This window comes from Halomonas sp. 707D4 (assembly GCF_024158685.1).
Lineage (GTDB): Bacteria > Pseudomonadota > Gammaproteobacteria > Pseudomonadales > Halomonadaceae > Vreelandella.
Genome location: NZ_JAMZBD010000033.1, coordinates 1 through 12,643 on the forward strand (window position 1 = coordinate 1; position 12,643 = coordinate 12,643).

Below are 12,643 nucleotides of genomic sequence, written 5' to 3' on the forward strand. Positions count from 1 at the left end.
GAATACCCCGCCGTAGATGCCGCCGACGATGATGACCGGAAAGCCCAGCGGCCAGAGCGCCTTCTGGACCGCCACGGCGCGCGTCTTCCAGCTCGAGCGCGGTTCGGTGGGCACGTCCTTGATGATGGCGTAGGCGATGCAGTACGCCGAGAACATGAACAGGATCAGAAGCCCCGGGCCGATGCCGGCGATGAACAGCTCGCCGATCGAGGTGCCGGAAATCACCCCGTAGATGATCATGCCGATACTCGGCGGAATCAGAAACGCGATGTCGCTGGCGTTGATGATCAGCGCCAGCGTGAAGGAGTCGGAGTAGCCCGCCTTGAGCATCTTCGGGCGCAGTGGCGAGCCCACCGCCACCACCGTTGCCTGGGTGGAGCCCGACACTGCGCCGAACAGCGTGCACGACGCCGCGGTACTCACCGCAAGCCCGCCCTTGATGTGGCCGATGAACGCCATGACCATCTCGATCAGCCGGTTGGCCGACTGCCCGCGGGTCATGATGTCGGCGGCGAGGATGAACATCGGCACGGCGATCAGCGAGGCGGGACGAATGCCCGCCATCATCTGCTGGATCAGCGTATCCATCTGGCCGAAGCCGTTGAACATCATGTAGAAGCCGATCGCCGCGGCGGTGATCAGCGGAATCATCATCGGAAAGCCCAGCAAGAGCAGGGCAATCATGGTCACTACCATTATCGTCGTCATAGTGTTCCCCTAAGCGAACGATGCCCTTGTCAGACTTGCGTATCGGTCTCTTTGTAGCCATCGACCACGCCGGTCGAGAGATACACCTTGCGACTGGTGAGGTTCTTCACCGCCGTCAGCAGGTATTGGATACCGGTGATCAGAAACCCCATCGGCACCCAGATGTAGATCAACCAGACCGGAAGGCTCAGCGCCGGCAGCACCCGCCCCTTGCCGTAGAGGTCCTGGATATAGACCACCGAGTAGTAGAGCAGAAAGAACATCACCAGCGAGGTGAACAGCGAGATGAAGACCATCAGCGCGCGGCGCCCGCCCATCGGCAGCGCGTCATAGATCGCCGACATGCGGATGTGGCGACCGTGCCGGGCGGCGTAGCCGATGCCGGCGAAGGTGATCATGATGATCAGGATGCGATTGAGCTCGCCCGAGAACATGATGCTGTTGCCGAACACGAAGCGGGCGATGACGTTGATGACCGTATTCAACGCCATTAGCAAAACCCCCAGTGCCAGAATCACTGATTCGATTTTGCTAATTGCGGTGTCGATCACGCCGAGCACGCCCGGAAGCCCCGAGTGGTAGTTGATCTCTGATTCGTCTTCGGTCATGAAGAGCGTCTCCTTAGACGTCTCTCGCCCCGTGATGCGGGCGAGAGGATGGCCTTGGGCCGGTGGGTGAGAGAAGGACTCTCGTACTTCACGCAAAAGGGGCAGCCGTGGCTGCCCCTTGCGTCACGCGCGGCCTGCCGCGCGATACGTTACTGCCGCCGCATGCTTGAAACGATAGACATCGTCATGAACGGCGCGACGCATGCTTACTCGTCGGTCACGTTGGCGAGGTCTTCCTTGAACAGCTCCAGAAGCTCGGCACCGCGCTCGCCGGTCATCTCCAGGAACCGCTCCTCGACCTGCGGCGCGCGCTCGCGGAAGGCCTCGATCTGCTCGTCGTCGAGGCGCGTCACGGTCACCTCGTCGGACGCTTCCTGGATCTTCTCGAGCGACTCCTCGGCGAGCCCCTGGATATGCTCCATGGTGTGCGCGTAGGCGGCTTCGGTGGCGTCCTGAACCAGCTGCTGGTCCTCTTCGGAGAGGCCGTCATAGAAGTCCTGGTTGGCCATCATCGCGGTGGTGAACCAGCCGTGCCCGGTGAAGGTCAGGTGCGGCGAGACCTCGTAGAGACCGCCGGACTCGATCCAGAAGATCGGGTTCTCCTGGCCGTCGAGGATACCGGTCTGCAGGCCGCCGTACACCTCGCCCCAGGGCAGCGGCGTGGGCGTCGCCCCGAACGCGCTGTAGGTCTCGGAGAGCAGCGGGTTGGTCATGGTGCGGATCTTCTTGTTGCGCATGTCCTCCGGCGAGCTGATCGGCTCGTTGGTGGTGATGACCATCTCGCCTTCCGGGTACATCTTGAGAAGTTCGAGGCCCTGCTCGGCGTAGAGCTCCGGGAACATCTCGTTGATCGCCCGGCTCTCGTCGAAGAAGTTCAGGACGGTCTGTTCGTCGGTGGGCAGCAGGTAGGGAATGAAGAAGATCTGGGCTTCGGGAATCAAGGCGCCGGTGAAGCCGGGTGACTGGTTGACGAACTGGAGGATGCCGTTCTGCGTCTGCTCCATGATGTCGTCAGACTCGCCCAGCTCGCCGAAGCGGTAGACTTGAACGGTGTGATCGGAGTTCTCTTCGATGTAGTTTTTGAACTCCTGGGCGAAGACGTCCTGGACGTCGTCCTCGTACTCCTCGTGGGCGTAGCGCCAGTTGTCCGCCTGAGCGGTGGCACTCAGGCCGACCAGCAGCGCGCCGACGCTTGCGGTAGTCAGAAGTCTGGAAGCGACCGAACGGGTCGACAGAGATCGTGTCAACTGAGTCTTGCTTGCCTTCATGCAGTGTTCCCCTTGAAGTGGTAAGCGCGTCATGAAAGTGCGCGATCATCTAGTTTTGTATAACGCCTGGCACTCGATCGAAGCCTTACCGGCTAGATTTGCAAAGCTAGGTTTGAAAACGGGCACGGCCAGCTCGAAAGCCACGCGTTATTCAAAAAATAGCGTCTTTCGAGGCTAGCGCGCCGAATCGGTAGGGTCAAGGCGGCTTCCCAGAACGTCCAAGGCACGCTCCAGGCGCTCGCGACGGCCCGCATCGACAGAAGAAAGCTCCTCGATCAGCGTCGAAAATACCTGATCCTGCAGCCATAAAGCCGCCTTTGGTCGTGTATCGGGCGTTCTCTTCAAGCAGCGCACTGTGCTGCTCGAGGTCTCGACGAAGGCCTGCCAGGCAGCGAGATTTTCTTTTTCGGCGGCGAGTTCGGCGCGCTTGATCGTCTCCCTGAGTGCGGCGATCGAGGGGCTGGAGGCCGCCCGCTGCTTCAATTCACGGCGCAGCGTGCGAAGCGGTAGCGTCACCTCGCGCTGCCACGCCTCACGCTCCAGGCGCTCGCGTTCCAGGGCCTCGCGGCAGGCCTCGAGCCCATGGTGATAGAGCCAGGCGTGAAACAGCAGCTCGCAGACATCGGCCCCCCCCTCGTCCTGCAGCGTCAGGCAGGCGCTGGCGACCTGCTCGTCGGCGTAGAACGCGCAGGCGAAATCCCAGAGCGGTGCCTGCTGCAAGCGCTGCGATCGGTTAGAATCCATCGTCACCTTCGCCTCATTTCGGAGAAAGCATGATCGCACTGCGCCAAGTCGCCCTGCAACGGGGCACGCAAACGCTGCTGAACGGCGCCGACCTCACGCTGCACAATGGCGTCAAGGCCGGCATCATCGGCGCCAACGGCGCCGGCAAGTCGAGCCTTTTCAAGCTCCTGCTGGGCGAGCTCGGCCCGGACCAGGGCGATATCGAAATGAGCGGCGGCCAGCGCGTGGCCCACATGGCCCAGGAAGTGGAGGCACTGGATCGGCCGATCATCGAGTACGTGCTCGATGGCGATAGCGCCCTGCGCCAGGCCCAGGCGGAGCTGGCCGCCGCCCGGCAGGGTGGCGACGCTCACCGCGAGGCGGAGCTGCACGGCTTGATCGAGACCCTGGACGGCTACAGTGCCGAGTCTCGCGCCGCGCAGCTGCTGGTCGGGCTCGGCTTCGTGCAGGCCAACCTGTCGCAGCCGCTATCGAGCTTCTCCGGCGGCTGGCGCATGCGCGTGAACCTGGCGCGCACGCTGTTCATGCCGTCCGATCTGCTGCTGCTCGACGAGCCCACCAACCACCTGGATCTCGACGCGCTGCTGTGGCTCGAGAACTGGCTGACCCGCTACCCGGGCACGCTGCTGCTGATCTCCCACGACCGCGACTTCCTGGACGCGGTGTGCGACCACATCGTCCACATGCACCACCAGACGCTGGAGCTCTATCGCGGCAACTACTCGCGCTTCGAGCGTACCCGCGCCGAAAAGCTCGCCTTGCAGCAGGCCCAGGCCGCCAAGCAGCAGGCGCGGCGCGAGGAGATCGAGCGCTTCGTCGCCCGCTTCAAGGCCAAGGCGACCAAGGCGCGCCAGGCCCAGAGCCGGGTGAAGATGCTCGAGCGCATGGAGGAGATCGCCGTGGCCCACGTCGATTCGCCCTTCCACTTCAGCCTGCCCGCCGCCGACAAGACCTCGCACCCGCTGCTGGTGCTCGACGAGGCCAGGCTTGGCTACCGGGGCGAGGCCGGTGAAACCGTCCAGCTCGACCGGGTCGACATCACGCTGCTGCCGGGCAGTCGCATCGGCTTGCTGGGCCCCAACGGCGCGGGCAAGTCGACCTTGATCAAGTCGCTGACCGGCGAGCTCGCCCTGCTGGCCGGCAAGCGCGTGCCCGGCGAGCACCTGGCGATCGGCTACTTCGCCCAGCACCAGCTCGAAGGGCTCGACGTCACGGCCACGCCTTTCGTGCACGTGCAGCGCCTCTCCCCCACCGCCAGCGACCAGGAGATCCGCAACTTCCTCGGCGGCTTCGGCTTCAAGGGCGACGACGCCTTCGCCACGGTCGAGAACTTCTCCGGCGGCGAGAAGGCGCGGCTGGCGCTGTCCCTGGTGGCCTGGCAAAAGCCCAACCTCCTGCTGCTCGACGAGCCGACCAACCACCTGGATCTGGAAATGCGCGAGGCGCTGACCCAGGCGCTGTCGGCCTTCGAGGGCACGGTGATCCTGGTCTCCCACGACCGCCATCTGTTGCGCGCCACGGTGGACGAGTTCTGGCGCGTGGCGGATCACCGGGTCGAGCCCTTCGACGGCGACCTGGACGACTACCGCGCCTGGCTCAAGACCCGCCTGGAGGAGAGCCGGCGCGAGGAGCGCAGCGAGAAGAGCATGGGCCAGTCACCGAGCGTGGACCGCAAGGCCATGCGCCAGGCCGCCGCTCAGCTTCGCGAGAAATTGCGCCCGCAGAAGAAGGCCCGCGATCAGGCCGAGAAGGCGATGGAGACCGCCCAGGCGGCGCTTTCAAAGGTGGAGGAGCGCCTGGCCGATGCCGCGCTCTATACCGACCCGGCGCGCAAGGCCGAGCTGACCGAGGCGCTCGCCGAGCAGGCACGCGAGAAGGAGCGCGTGGAGAGCGCCGAGCAGCAGTGGCTCGCCGCCGAAGAGGCGCTCGAGGCGATGGAAGCGGAGATTCTCGAAAGCGAGCGCTAGCGCAGGCGGCTCAGCGGCTTTCGAGCAGAAAGGTCACCGGGCCGTCGTTGGTGAGCGACACCTGCATGTCGGCGCCGAAGCGCCCGGTCTCGACCTTCGGCCACGCCGCTTTCGCCTGGCCGACCAGGTAGTCGAACAGCCGCTCGCCCTCGTCCGGGGCGGCGGCGCTGGAGAAGCCCGGGCGCAGCCCCTTGCGGGTCTCGGCGGCCAGGGTGAACTGCGACACCAGCAGAAGCCCCCCTTCGGCCTTTCGCAGGTCGTCGTTCATCTTGCACTCGGCGTCGCCGAACACGCGATAGTGCAACAGCTTGTGCAGAAGCTTGTCCGCATCCGCTTCGCCATCGCCGCGCTCCACGCCGATCAGCGCCAGAAGCCCGTGATCGATGGCACCGATGCACTCGCCGGCGACCCGCACCTCGGCATGACTGACGCGCTGTATCAGGGCCTTCATGGCGCTACCACCAGCGGTGAAAGTGATGGACCGGCCCGCGACCGCGCCCGACCTGCAGGCGCTCGCTTGCGGCCAGCGCCTCGTGCAGCCAGGCCTTGGCCGCGCGGATCGCCTCGACCGGAGCGTGCTCGTCGGCGTCCACCGCAAGCTTCGCAAGGCAGGCGGCGATCGCCGAGGAGAGCGCGCAACCGGTGCCGTGCAGGTTATCGGTCGCGATGCGCGAGGCGGGAAGCCAGGCGTGCTCGGTGGGCGTGGCCAGCAGGTCCGGGCAGCTCTCGCCGGTCAGGTGGCCGCCCTTGAGCACCGCGTAGGGCGCGCCGAGGGCGGTCAGCCCCGGCAGCATCGCCTCCATCTCGTCCGGCGTTCGCGGCGCGGTGGTGTCGAGCAGTACCGCCGCCTCGGGCAGGTTCGGGGTGATCACGTGGGCCAGCGGCACCAGCACGTCGCGCACCGCGCGAATGCCTTCGTCATCGACCAGGATGTCGCCGCTCTTGGCGACCATCACCGGGTCGAGCACGATCCAGCGCGGGCGATGCCGGCCCAGCACCCGGGCGATCACCTCGGCCACCTCGCGGCTGGCCACCATGCCGATCTTCACCGCGTCGATCTCGACGTCCTCGAGCAGGTTCTCGAGCTGCACGCCGATCATCTCGGCGGAAACCGGCTCCACCCGGGCAACGCCCCGGGTATTCTGGGCAATCACCGCGGTGATCACGTTGGTGGCGTAGACGCCGAGCGCCGAGAACGTCTTGATGTCACCCTGCAGCCCCGCCCCGCCGGAGGGGTCGGAGCCGGCGATGGTCAGTACCTTCGCGATCGTATCCATGTTCGCCTCCTACATGACCGAGGGGAGCCAGGTGGCGATCCCCGGGAACAGCGCCAGCGCCAGCAGCATGCCGAGCTGGATGAGAATGAAGGGAATCACGCCCTTGTAGATGGCCGAGGTGGTAACGCTCGGCGGGGTGACGCCGCGCAGGTAGAACAGCGCAAAGCCGAACGGCGGCGTCAGAAACGAGGTCTGCAGGTTCACCGCGATCATGATGCCGAGCCAGATCGGGTCGAGCCCCATGGCCAGCAGCACCGGCCCGACGATCGGCACCACCACGAAGGTGATCTCGATGAAATCGAGGATGAAGCCGAGCAGGAAGATCACCAGCATGACGATGATCGTCGCGCCGATGACCCCGCCCGGCATCGAATCGAACAGGTGGGTCACCAGCTCCTCGCCGCCGTAGGCGCGAAACACCAGCGAAAAGAGCGCCGCGCCGATCAGGATCAGAAACACCATGCTGGTGACCTGGGCGGTGGAGTAAAGCGTCTCCTTGAGCATGGTGAAGCTCAGCCGCCGGTTCGCCGCCGCCAGGCAGAGCGCACCGAAGGCGCCCACGGCGGACGCCTCGGTGGGCGTGGCGAAGCCGCCGAGAATCGAGCCCAGCACGGCAACGATCAGAAGCACCGGCGGTACCAGCCCCTTGAGCATCAGCGGCCAGATCGAGCCTTCGTGGCCCAGTTCCGCCTTGAGCGCTTCGCGATCCACCGCCGGCGCCAGGGACGGCTTGAGCCACGCAAGCACCAGCAGGTAGACGATATAAGCGACGACCAGCATGAGGCCTGGCACCAGCGCACCGATGAACAGGTCACCGATGGAGAGCGTCTTGGGGCTCCACACGCCCATGGAGAGCTGGGCCTGCTGGTAGGCGTTGGAGAGCACGTCGCCCAGCAGCACCAGCGCGATCGACGGCGGGATGATCTGACCCAGCGTTCCCGTGGCACAGATGGTGCCGGTGGCGAGCGCCGGTGAATAGCCGCGCTTGAGCATGGTCGGCAGCGACAGAAGCCCCATGGTGACGACGGTCGCTCCGACGATACCGGTGGACGCCGCCAGCAGCATGCCGACGATGACCACCGAAAGCCCCAGCCCGCCACGCAAGGACCCGAAGGCCATCGCCATGGCGTCCAGGAGCGTCTCCGCCACCCGGGACTTCTCCAGCAGCACGCCCATCAGGACGAACAGCGGCACCGCCAGCAGGGTCTCGTTGGTCATGATGCCGTAGAGGCGATTGGGCATCGCGCCCATCATGCGTGCCTCGAACGGCACCGCCACGCCCAGGTGCTGCAGGAGCAGGCCGAGCCCGGCGAAGGCCAGCGCCGTACCGGCCAGCGACAGCGCCACCGGGTAGCCCAGCATCAGCACCCCGCACACGGCGGCGAAGAGCACCAGCGGCATGAAATCGAGTAACACGGCCACTAGACGATCTCCTCGTGCTCATGGGTGGGGTTGGGCAGCGCCCCGCGAATGATCAGCGCCTGGCGAACGAGTTGGGCCACCGCCTGCAGCAGCAAGAGCGCCACCATCACCAGAATCAGGGTCTTGAGCAGGTACACCGCCGGAATGCCGCCGTTGGGCGAGCGCTCCATGATCGTCCAGCTGGTCAATACGTAGTGGTAGCTGCCGATGGCGATGAACAGCGCCACGGGAACGAGCAGAAACAGCGTCCCCAGCAGGTCGATCCAGGCACGCGCCCGGCTCGACAGCTTGCGGTAGAAGATGTCGACCCGCACGTGACCGTCCTGCTTGAGCGTCCAGGCGGCGCCGAGCATGAACACCGTCGCGTGCATGTACATCACCGACTCCTGCATGACGATGCTGTTGACGCCCAGGAAATAGCGCAGTACCACGATGGCGAACTGCACCAGCATCATGACGACCACGAGCCACGCGATCGCTCGCCCGACGCCTTCGGTCAGGCCGTCGAGCCAGCGCAACAGGCGGGGCTCGTGAGAATTTGCACGCATTGGGGTGTCCTGCGTTGGTGAAACGGCTCCGAATCATCGCTGATTCTAAGGCTCGCGTCATCCCCCGCAGGCACGGGGCAGCGCACGAAACGCGTTTTTCAGCCTCCGGCCACGGTTTCTTCCGGGGTCAGTCGGCGGCGTCGGCGCGCAGCGCGTCCAGACAGGCGCCGGGCAGCGGCAGCTCCACCGCCACCGGCAGGTGGTCCGAGAACAGATGATCGAGCACGCTCACCTCGGCGGCCTCCAGCGTCTGGGACAGCAGGATGTGATCCAGTGCCCGGCGCGGCTGCCAGGAAGGGTAGCTCAGAAGCGGCTTGACCGGATGCAGCGGAAGCGCAGCGCTGAAGCGCTCGTGGGCGTGGAGCTGATCCGGAGTGCAGTTGAGATCGCCCATCACCACCACGTGACGCAGCGGGGCGATGATCTCGCTCAGGTAGTCGAGCTGGCGCACCCGCCCGCGATGGCTCAGCGCCAGATGGGCGACGAAGATGTGCAGCGCGTCCGGGCCGCTGCCGTAGCGCACGTGGATCGCCCCGCGTCCGGGAAGCGCGCCGGGCAGACGATGCTCTTCGATCTGGCTGGGCGTGAGACGGGAGAGCAGGCCGTTGCTGTGCTGGGCGATGCGCCCCAGGTTGCGGTTGAGCTGCTGGAAATAGTGGGGAAACCCGGCCTGGGCGGCCAGGTACTCCACCTGGTTGATGCGGCTCGAGCGAAAGCTTCCGCCGTCGACCTCCTGCAGCCCCACCACGTCGAACTGGCCCAGCACCTGGCCCATCACGTCGAGCCGCTTGACCCGCCGCGGGTGCGGCAGGAAATGCTGCCAGCTGCGCGTCAGGTAGTGGTGGTACGCCGAGGTCTGGATGCCCACCTGCAGGTTGAAGGTCATCAGCCTGAGCGTGCCGCTTTCGAGCAGCGGCCGCTCGTCGCGCGAGGTCTTGCCGTCCATGGGGTCCTGCACGGTTACTCGTCGCGCTCGCTGCGCACCTGTTCGATGAGCGCCTCGGCGATCACCGGCATGTTCTCGAGGCCGCCGGCGGTGCTCGGCGTGATCACGTAGCGACCGTCGACCACCAGCGCCGGCACGCCCATCAGGCGCATGGCGCGCATGCGGCTGTTGGCCTTGTTGGTCTCGCTGCGGACCGGGAAGGAGTTGAGCGCCTTCTTGGCGTCGTCTTCGCTCACGCCGTAGTTGGCGAAGAACGCGGCGATGTCGTCCTCGTCGGTCAGGCGCTGGCCATCCTGGTGAATCGCGTCGAAGAAGTCCTTGTGCAACTCCTCCTCGATGCCCAGCGACTGGGCGGCGTAGAAGGCCGTGGCGTGGGTGTTCCAGTTGGCGCCCATGGTGGCGGGCATCTTGACGATCTCGACGTCGTCGTCGAGAGTCTCGTACCACTCGTCGACGGTGTCCTGCAGCGCGTAGCAGTGCGGGCAGCCGAACCAGAAGACCTCGGTGACCTCGATATGATCGTCGTCGGCGACGGTGGCCACGGGCGTGTCGAGCAGGGTGTAGTCTTGGCCTTCGACGACGGTCTGCGCACTGGCGGCGGCAGAAAGGGTGAGACCGGCCAGCGCAGCCACGAATACTTTGAGCATGTCAGAAATTCTCCAAGAATGAGCGAAGCCTATGACCATGAAAGGGATTCGCCGGTTCCCGCCCCCACTAAAGGCCCGGGGCGAGCATCGATTTCACGCATCGGCTCTTCGCACTATACGGCGCGACCGGCCAATATCAATGGTTGCGTGCGCGGCACGGCGCTTTCGCCGCGCACGGTGTTACACTAGCGCCTTTCAGCAAGCTGGCCCAGGCCGCCAATATATCGAATCCTTAAAGCTGCCCGAACGGCCCGCCGCCAGCGGTGGATGCGTTGCGCCGGCCGCCTTGCTGGCATGCTTCACGCGCTCAGGATCCTTGCCATGTCGACAGACCGCCAACACCCGCGTCTCAACTACGCCACCGCCCAGTTCATGGTCAGCGCGCCCACGCTTGCGCTGTGCCCGGACGACACGGGGGCGGAAGTCGCCTTCGCCGGGCGCTCCAACGCGGGCAAGTCCAGCGCGATCAACGCGCTGACCCAGCAAAAGGCGCTGGCGCGCACCTCGCGCACGCCCGGACGCACCCAGCTGATCAACTTCTTCAGCCTGATGAACAACCCCGCCACGCGCATGGTCGACCTGCCCGGCTACGGCTACGCCAAGGTGCCGGAGTCGGTCAAGCTCGAGTGGCAGCGCCATCTCTCCGAATACCTGCTGCACCGTTTCAGCCTGAAGGGCGTGGTGCTTCTGATGGACGTGCGCCATCCGCTCACCGAGTTCGACCTGACCATGCTCGACGTCGCCGACCAGCGCGGCCTGCCGGTGCACATCCTGCTCACCAAGGCGGACAAGCTGAAGAAGGGGCCGGCGAGCGCGGCGCTGCAGAAGGTGCGCTCGCAGCTCGTCGAATGGGAGGACCTGGTTTCGGTACAGCTCTTCTCGTCGCTCAAGCGCGACGGCGTCGCCCCCCTGTCCCAGACGCTCGATCGCTGGCTCGACGCGCCGGAACCCGACTAGGCGCCGTCGCCCCCGCGCTCCAGGCGCGCGATCACCTCCGGCAGCTGGCGGACGTGGTCGATCCGGTAGACCCGTGGCGGCAGCGCGCGATCCTCCACGCCGGAGATCCACACCGCGTGCATGCCGAGCCGGCTTGCCGGCAGCACGTCCTCCTCCCAGGAGTCGCCCACGTGCATGGCACACTCCGGCGCCACGTCGAGGCGCTCGAGCACGTTCAAGAAAGCGTTCGGGTCGGGCTTCGGGGTGAACAGCTCGCCGGCGGCCACGGCGACGGGGAAGTACGCCGCCAGGGGCTGGCGCTTGAGGTGGATGTTGCCGTTGGTGATGGCGGCCAGCCGATAGCGCCGGCCGAGCGTTTCCAGCAGATCAAAAGCTTCCGGGTGCGGGGTGACCTGCACGCGCAGACGGTGGAACTCGTTCATCGCCGCCGCCGCCCAGAGAATCGCCGTACTGCGATCGAGCCCCGCCGCCTCGAGCTGCCCCTCCAGAGCGCGCAGGCGCAGCCAGGTGAAATCACCGCGCCGCTCGGGCGTGGCCCGGGCGAGCGCTTGGCGGCGTTCGAGATAGTCCGCAAGCCCCTCTTCCATCGACAGCGAAAGCGTCGCCTCGCCGCGCGCCCGGTGCCAGGCGGCGAGTTCTTCCAGAAGCCAGCCGTAGTGGCCCTGTTCGGTGGCGAGCATCACGCCGTGGTTGTCCCACAGGGTGTCGTCGAGATCGAAGGTGATGGCGTGAAGCTCGCTCATGAGTCGCTCCTTGGACGGCGCCGGGCGCGCGGGTGGGCGGCGTCGTAGCTCTGGGCCAGGTGCTGCCAGTCGAGCCGGGTGTAGACCTGGGTGGTGGAAAGGTTGGCGTGACCGAGAAGCTCCTGCACCGCGCGCAGATCCTGGCTCGACTCGAGCAGGTGGCTGGCGAAGGAGTGGCGCAGCCGGTGCGGGTGCAGGTGCTCCGGCAGGCCGCGCTCGACGCTGAGCTGGGCGAGGCGCTTCTGGATGGCGCGATGGCCGAGCCGCGCCCCGCGGCGGCCGAGAAACAGCGCCCGCTCGTCGGCGGGTGCAACGTCACGGCGCCGGGCGAGCCACTCGTCCAGCGCCTGGCGGGCGCGTCGACCCAGCGGCACCTGGCGGGGCTTGCCGCCCTTGCCGAGCACGCGCACGAAGCGCGCGTGCAGGTGGTCGACGTCGAGCGCGGCAAGCTCTGCCAGGCGCAGGCCGCTGGAGTAGAACAGCTCCAGCATCGCCTGGTCGCGCACGGCCTGGGTCGAGTCGTCGTGGGGCGTGTCCAGAAAGCGCGCCAGCTGGTCGACGTCCAGCGGCCGGGGCAGGTGGGCGGGTTTCTTGGGCGTGCGCAGAAGCTTCACCGGATTGTCCGCCAGCTCCCCTTCGCCGACCAGGTGATCGGCGAAGCCGGACAGCGCCGCGCGGCGGCGCGCCAGGCTGCGCGGCGCAAGCCCCCGGCTGCGCTCGCGCCCGAGAAAGGCGCGCGCCCGGGACGTGTCGAGCGCGTCGAACCCGGGCAGTTGCGCGTCGTCGGCGAAGGCCGCGAAGGCATTCA

General features: G+C 66.3%; 14 protein-coding genes. 2 read left to right on the forward strand and 12 right to left on the reverse strand.

Features of this window, described 5'->3' with window-relative positions:
• The 4 genes from BIS11_RS02690 to BIS11_RS02705 all read right to left on the reverse strand — a co-directional run.
• Positions 1-708, reverse strand: a 708-nt coding sequence (locus BIS11_RS02690) for a TRAP transporter large permease subunit (RefSeq protein ID WP_253585715.1), incomplete at its 3' end; no start/stop codon positions are given.
• Between the two features lie 29 nt (positions 709-737).
• Entirely contained in the window at positions 738-1,316 is a 579-nt protein-coding gene (locus BIS11_RS02695) for a TRAP transporter small permease (protein WP_253420408.1), read from the reverse strand.
• A 206-nt stretch (positions 1,317-1,522) separates the two neighbouring features.
• Positions 1,523-2,584, reverse strand: a complete 1,062-nt coding sequence (dctP, locus tag BIS11_RS02700; protein WP_253420405.1) for a TRAP transporter substrate-binding protein DctP — start codon at positions 2,582-2,584, stop codon at positions 1,523-1,525.
• Between the two features lie 174 nt (positions 2,585-2,758).
• Positions 2,759-3,328: a TIGR02444 family protein gene (locus BIS11_RS02705; RefSeq protein WP_253420403.1), complete on the reverse strand. Its 570-nt coding sequence runs from the start codon at positions 3,326-3,328 to the stop codon at positions 2,759-2,761.
• 29 nt (positions 3,329-3,357) lie between these two features.
• Between BIS11_RS02705 and BIS11_RS02710 the strand changes: the two genes are divergently transcribed.
• On the forward strand, positions 3,358-5,295 hold the full coding sequence (locus BIS11_RS02710; protein WP_253420401.1) for an ABC-F family ATP-binding cassette domain-containing protein: 1,938 nt from the start codon (positions 3,358-3,360) through the stop codon (positions 5,293-5,295).
• Between the two features lie 10 nt (positions 5,296-5,305).
• On the opposite strand, the gene dtd is transcribed toward BIS11_RS02710, so the two are convergent.
• The 6 genes from dtd to BIS11_RS02740 form a co-directional block, all read right to left on the reverse strand.
• Positions 5,306-5,746, reverse strand: a complete 441-nt coding sequence (dtd, locus tag BIS11_RS02715) for a D-aminoacyl-tRNA deacylase (protein ID WP_253420399.1) — start codon at positions 5,744-5,746, stop codon at positions 5,306-5,308.
• 4 nt (positions 5,747-5,750) lie between these two features.
• Entirely contained in the window at positions 5,751-6,572 is an 822-nt protein-coding gene (thiD, locus tag BIS11_RS02720) for a bifunctional hydroxymethylpyrimidine kinase/phosphomethylpyrimidine kinase (RefSeq protein ID WP_253420398.1), read from the reverse strand.
• 9 nt (positions 6,573-6,581) lie between these two features.
• Positions 6,582-7,973 (reverse strand): TRAP transporter large permease subunit, encoded by a 1,392-nt coding sequence (locus BIS11_RS02725; protein WP_253420458.1) that lies wholly within the window; start codon positions 7,971-7,973, stop codon positions 6,582-6,584.
• A gap of 20 nt (positions 7,974-7,993) precedes the next feature.
• Positions 7,994-8,542 (reverse strand): TRAP transporter small permease subunit, encoded by a 549-nt coding sequence (locus BIS11_RS02730; protein ID WP_253420396.1) that lies wholly within the window; start codon positions 8,540-8,542, stop codon positions 7,994-7,996.
• Between the two features lie 127 nt (positions 8,543-8,669).
• Complete coding sequence (locus BIS11_RS02735) at positions 8,670-9,488, reverse strand: endonuclease/exonuclease/phosphatase family protein (RefSeq protein ID WP_253420456.1); 819 nt, start codon at positions 9,486-9,488, stop codon at positions 8,670-8,672.
• Positions 9,489-9,502: 14 nt separating this feature from the next.
• A complete protein-coding gene (locus tag BIS11_RS02740) occupies positions 9,503-10,135 on the reverse strand; it encodes a thiol:disulfide interchange protein DsbA/DsbL (RefSeq protein ID WP_253420394.1) in 633 nt (210 codons plus the stop codon).
• A 321-nt stretch (positions 10,136-10,456) separates the two neighbouring features.
• Between BIS11_RS02740 and yihA the strand changes: the two genes are divergently transcribed.
• On the forward strand, positions 10,457-11,092 hold the full coding sequence (gene yihA, locus BIS11_RS02745; RefSeq protein ID WP_253420391.1) for a ribosome biogenesis GTP-binding protein YihA/YsxC: 636 nt from the start codon (positions 10,457-10,459) through the stop codon (positions 11,090-11,092).
• Here yihA and BIS11_RS02750 read toward each other — a convergent pair.
• Together BIS11_RS02750 and BIS11_RS02755 are read right to left on the reverse strand one after the other, a co-directional pair.
• Positions 11,089-11,835: an HAD family hydrolase gene (locus BIS11_RS02750; protein ID WP_253420387.1), complete on the reverse strand. Its 747-nt coding sequence runs from the start codon at positions 11,833-11,835 to the stop codon at positions 11,089-11,091. The two genes, yihA and BIS11_RS02750, sit on opposite strands and share 4 nt — an antisense overlap.
• Positions 11,832-12,643: tyrosine recombinase XerC (locus BIS11_RS02755; RefSeq protein WP_253585716.1), on the reverse strand; the 812-nt coding region annotated here is incomplete at its 5' end. The genes BIS11_RS02755 and BIS11_RS02750, both read right to left, overlap by 4 nt.

What these genes read in the sequence shown, in the direction of transcription:
- BIS11_RS02695 (WP_253420408.1), bottom strand. Translation starts at nt 1,316, where the DNA reads ATGACCGAAGACGAATCAGAGATCAACTACCACTCGGGGCTTCCGGGC.
- dctP (WP_253420405.1), bottom strand. Translation starts at nt 2,584, where the DNA reads ATGAAGGCAAGCAAGACTCAGTTGACACGATCTCTGTCGACCCGTTCG.
- BIS11_RS02705 (WP_253420403.1), bottom strand. Translation starts at nt 3,328, where the DNA reads ATGGATTCTAACCGATCGCAGCGCTTGCAGCAGGCACCGCTCTGGGAT.
- BIS11_RS02710 (WP_253420401.1), top strand. Translation starts at nt 3,358, where the DNA reads ATGATCGCACTGCGCCAAGTCGCCCTGCAACGGGGCACGCAAACGCTG.
- dtd (WP_253420399.1), bottom strand. Translation starts at nt 5,746, where the DNA reads ATGAAGGCCCTGATACAGCGCGTCAGTCATGCCGAGGTGCGGGTCGCC.
- thiD (WP_253420398.1), bottom strand. Translation starts at nt 6,572, where the DNA reads ATGGATACGATCGCGAAGGTACTGACCATCGCCGGCTCCGACCCCTCC.
- BIS11_RS02725 (WP_253420458.1), bottom strand. Translation starts at nt 7,973, where the DNA reads ATGCCGCTGGTGCTCTTCGCCGCCGTGTGCGGGGTGCTGATGCTGGGC.
- BIS11_RS02730 (WP_253420396.1), bottom strand. Translation starts at nt 8,542, where the DNA reads ATGCGTGCAAATTCTCACGAGCCCCGCCTGTTGCGCTGGCTCGACGGC.
- BIS11_RS02735 (WP_253420456.1), bottom strand. Translation starts at nt 9,488, where the DNA reads ATGGACGGCAAGACCTCGCGCGACGAGCGGCCGCTGCTCGAAAGCGGC.
- BIS11_RS02740 (WP_253420394.1), bottom strand. Translation starts at nt 10,135, where the DNA reads ATGCTCAAAGTATTCGTGGCTGCGCTGGCCGGTCTCACCCTTTCTGCC.
- yihA (WP_253420391.1), top strand. Translation starts at nt 10,457, where the DNA reads ATGTCGACAGACCGCCAACACCCGCGTCTCAACTACGCCACCGCCCAG.
- BIS11_RS02750 (WP_253420387.1), bottom strand. Translation starts at nt 11,835, where the DNA reads ATGAGCGAGCTTCACGCCATCACCTTCGATCTCGACGACACCCTGTGG.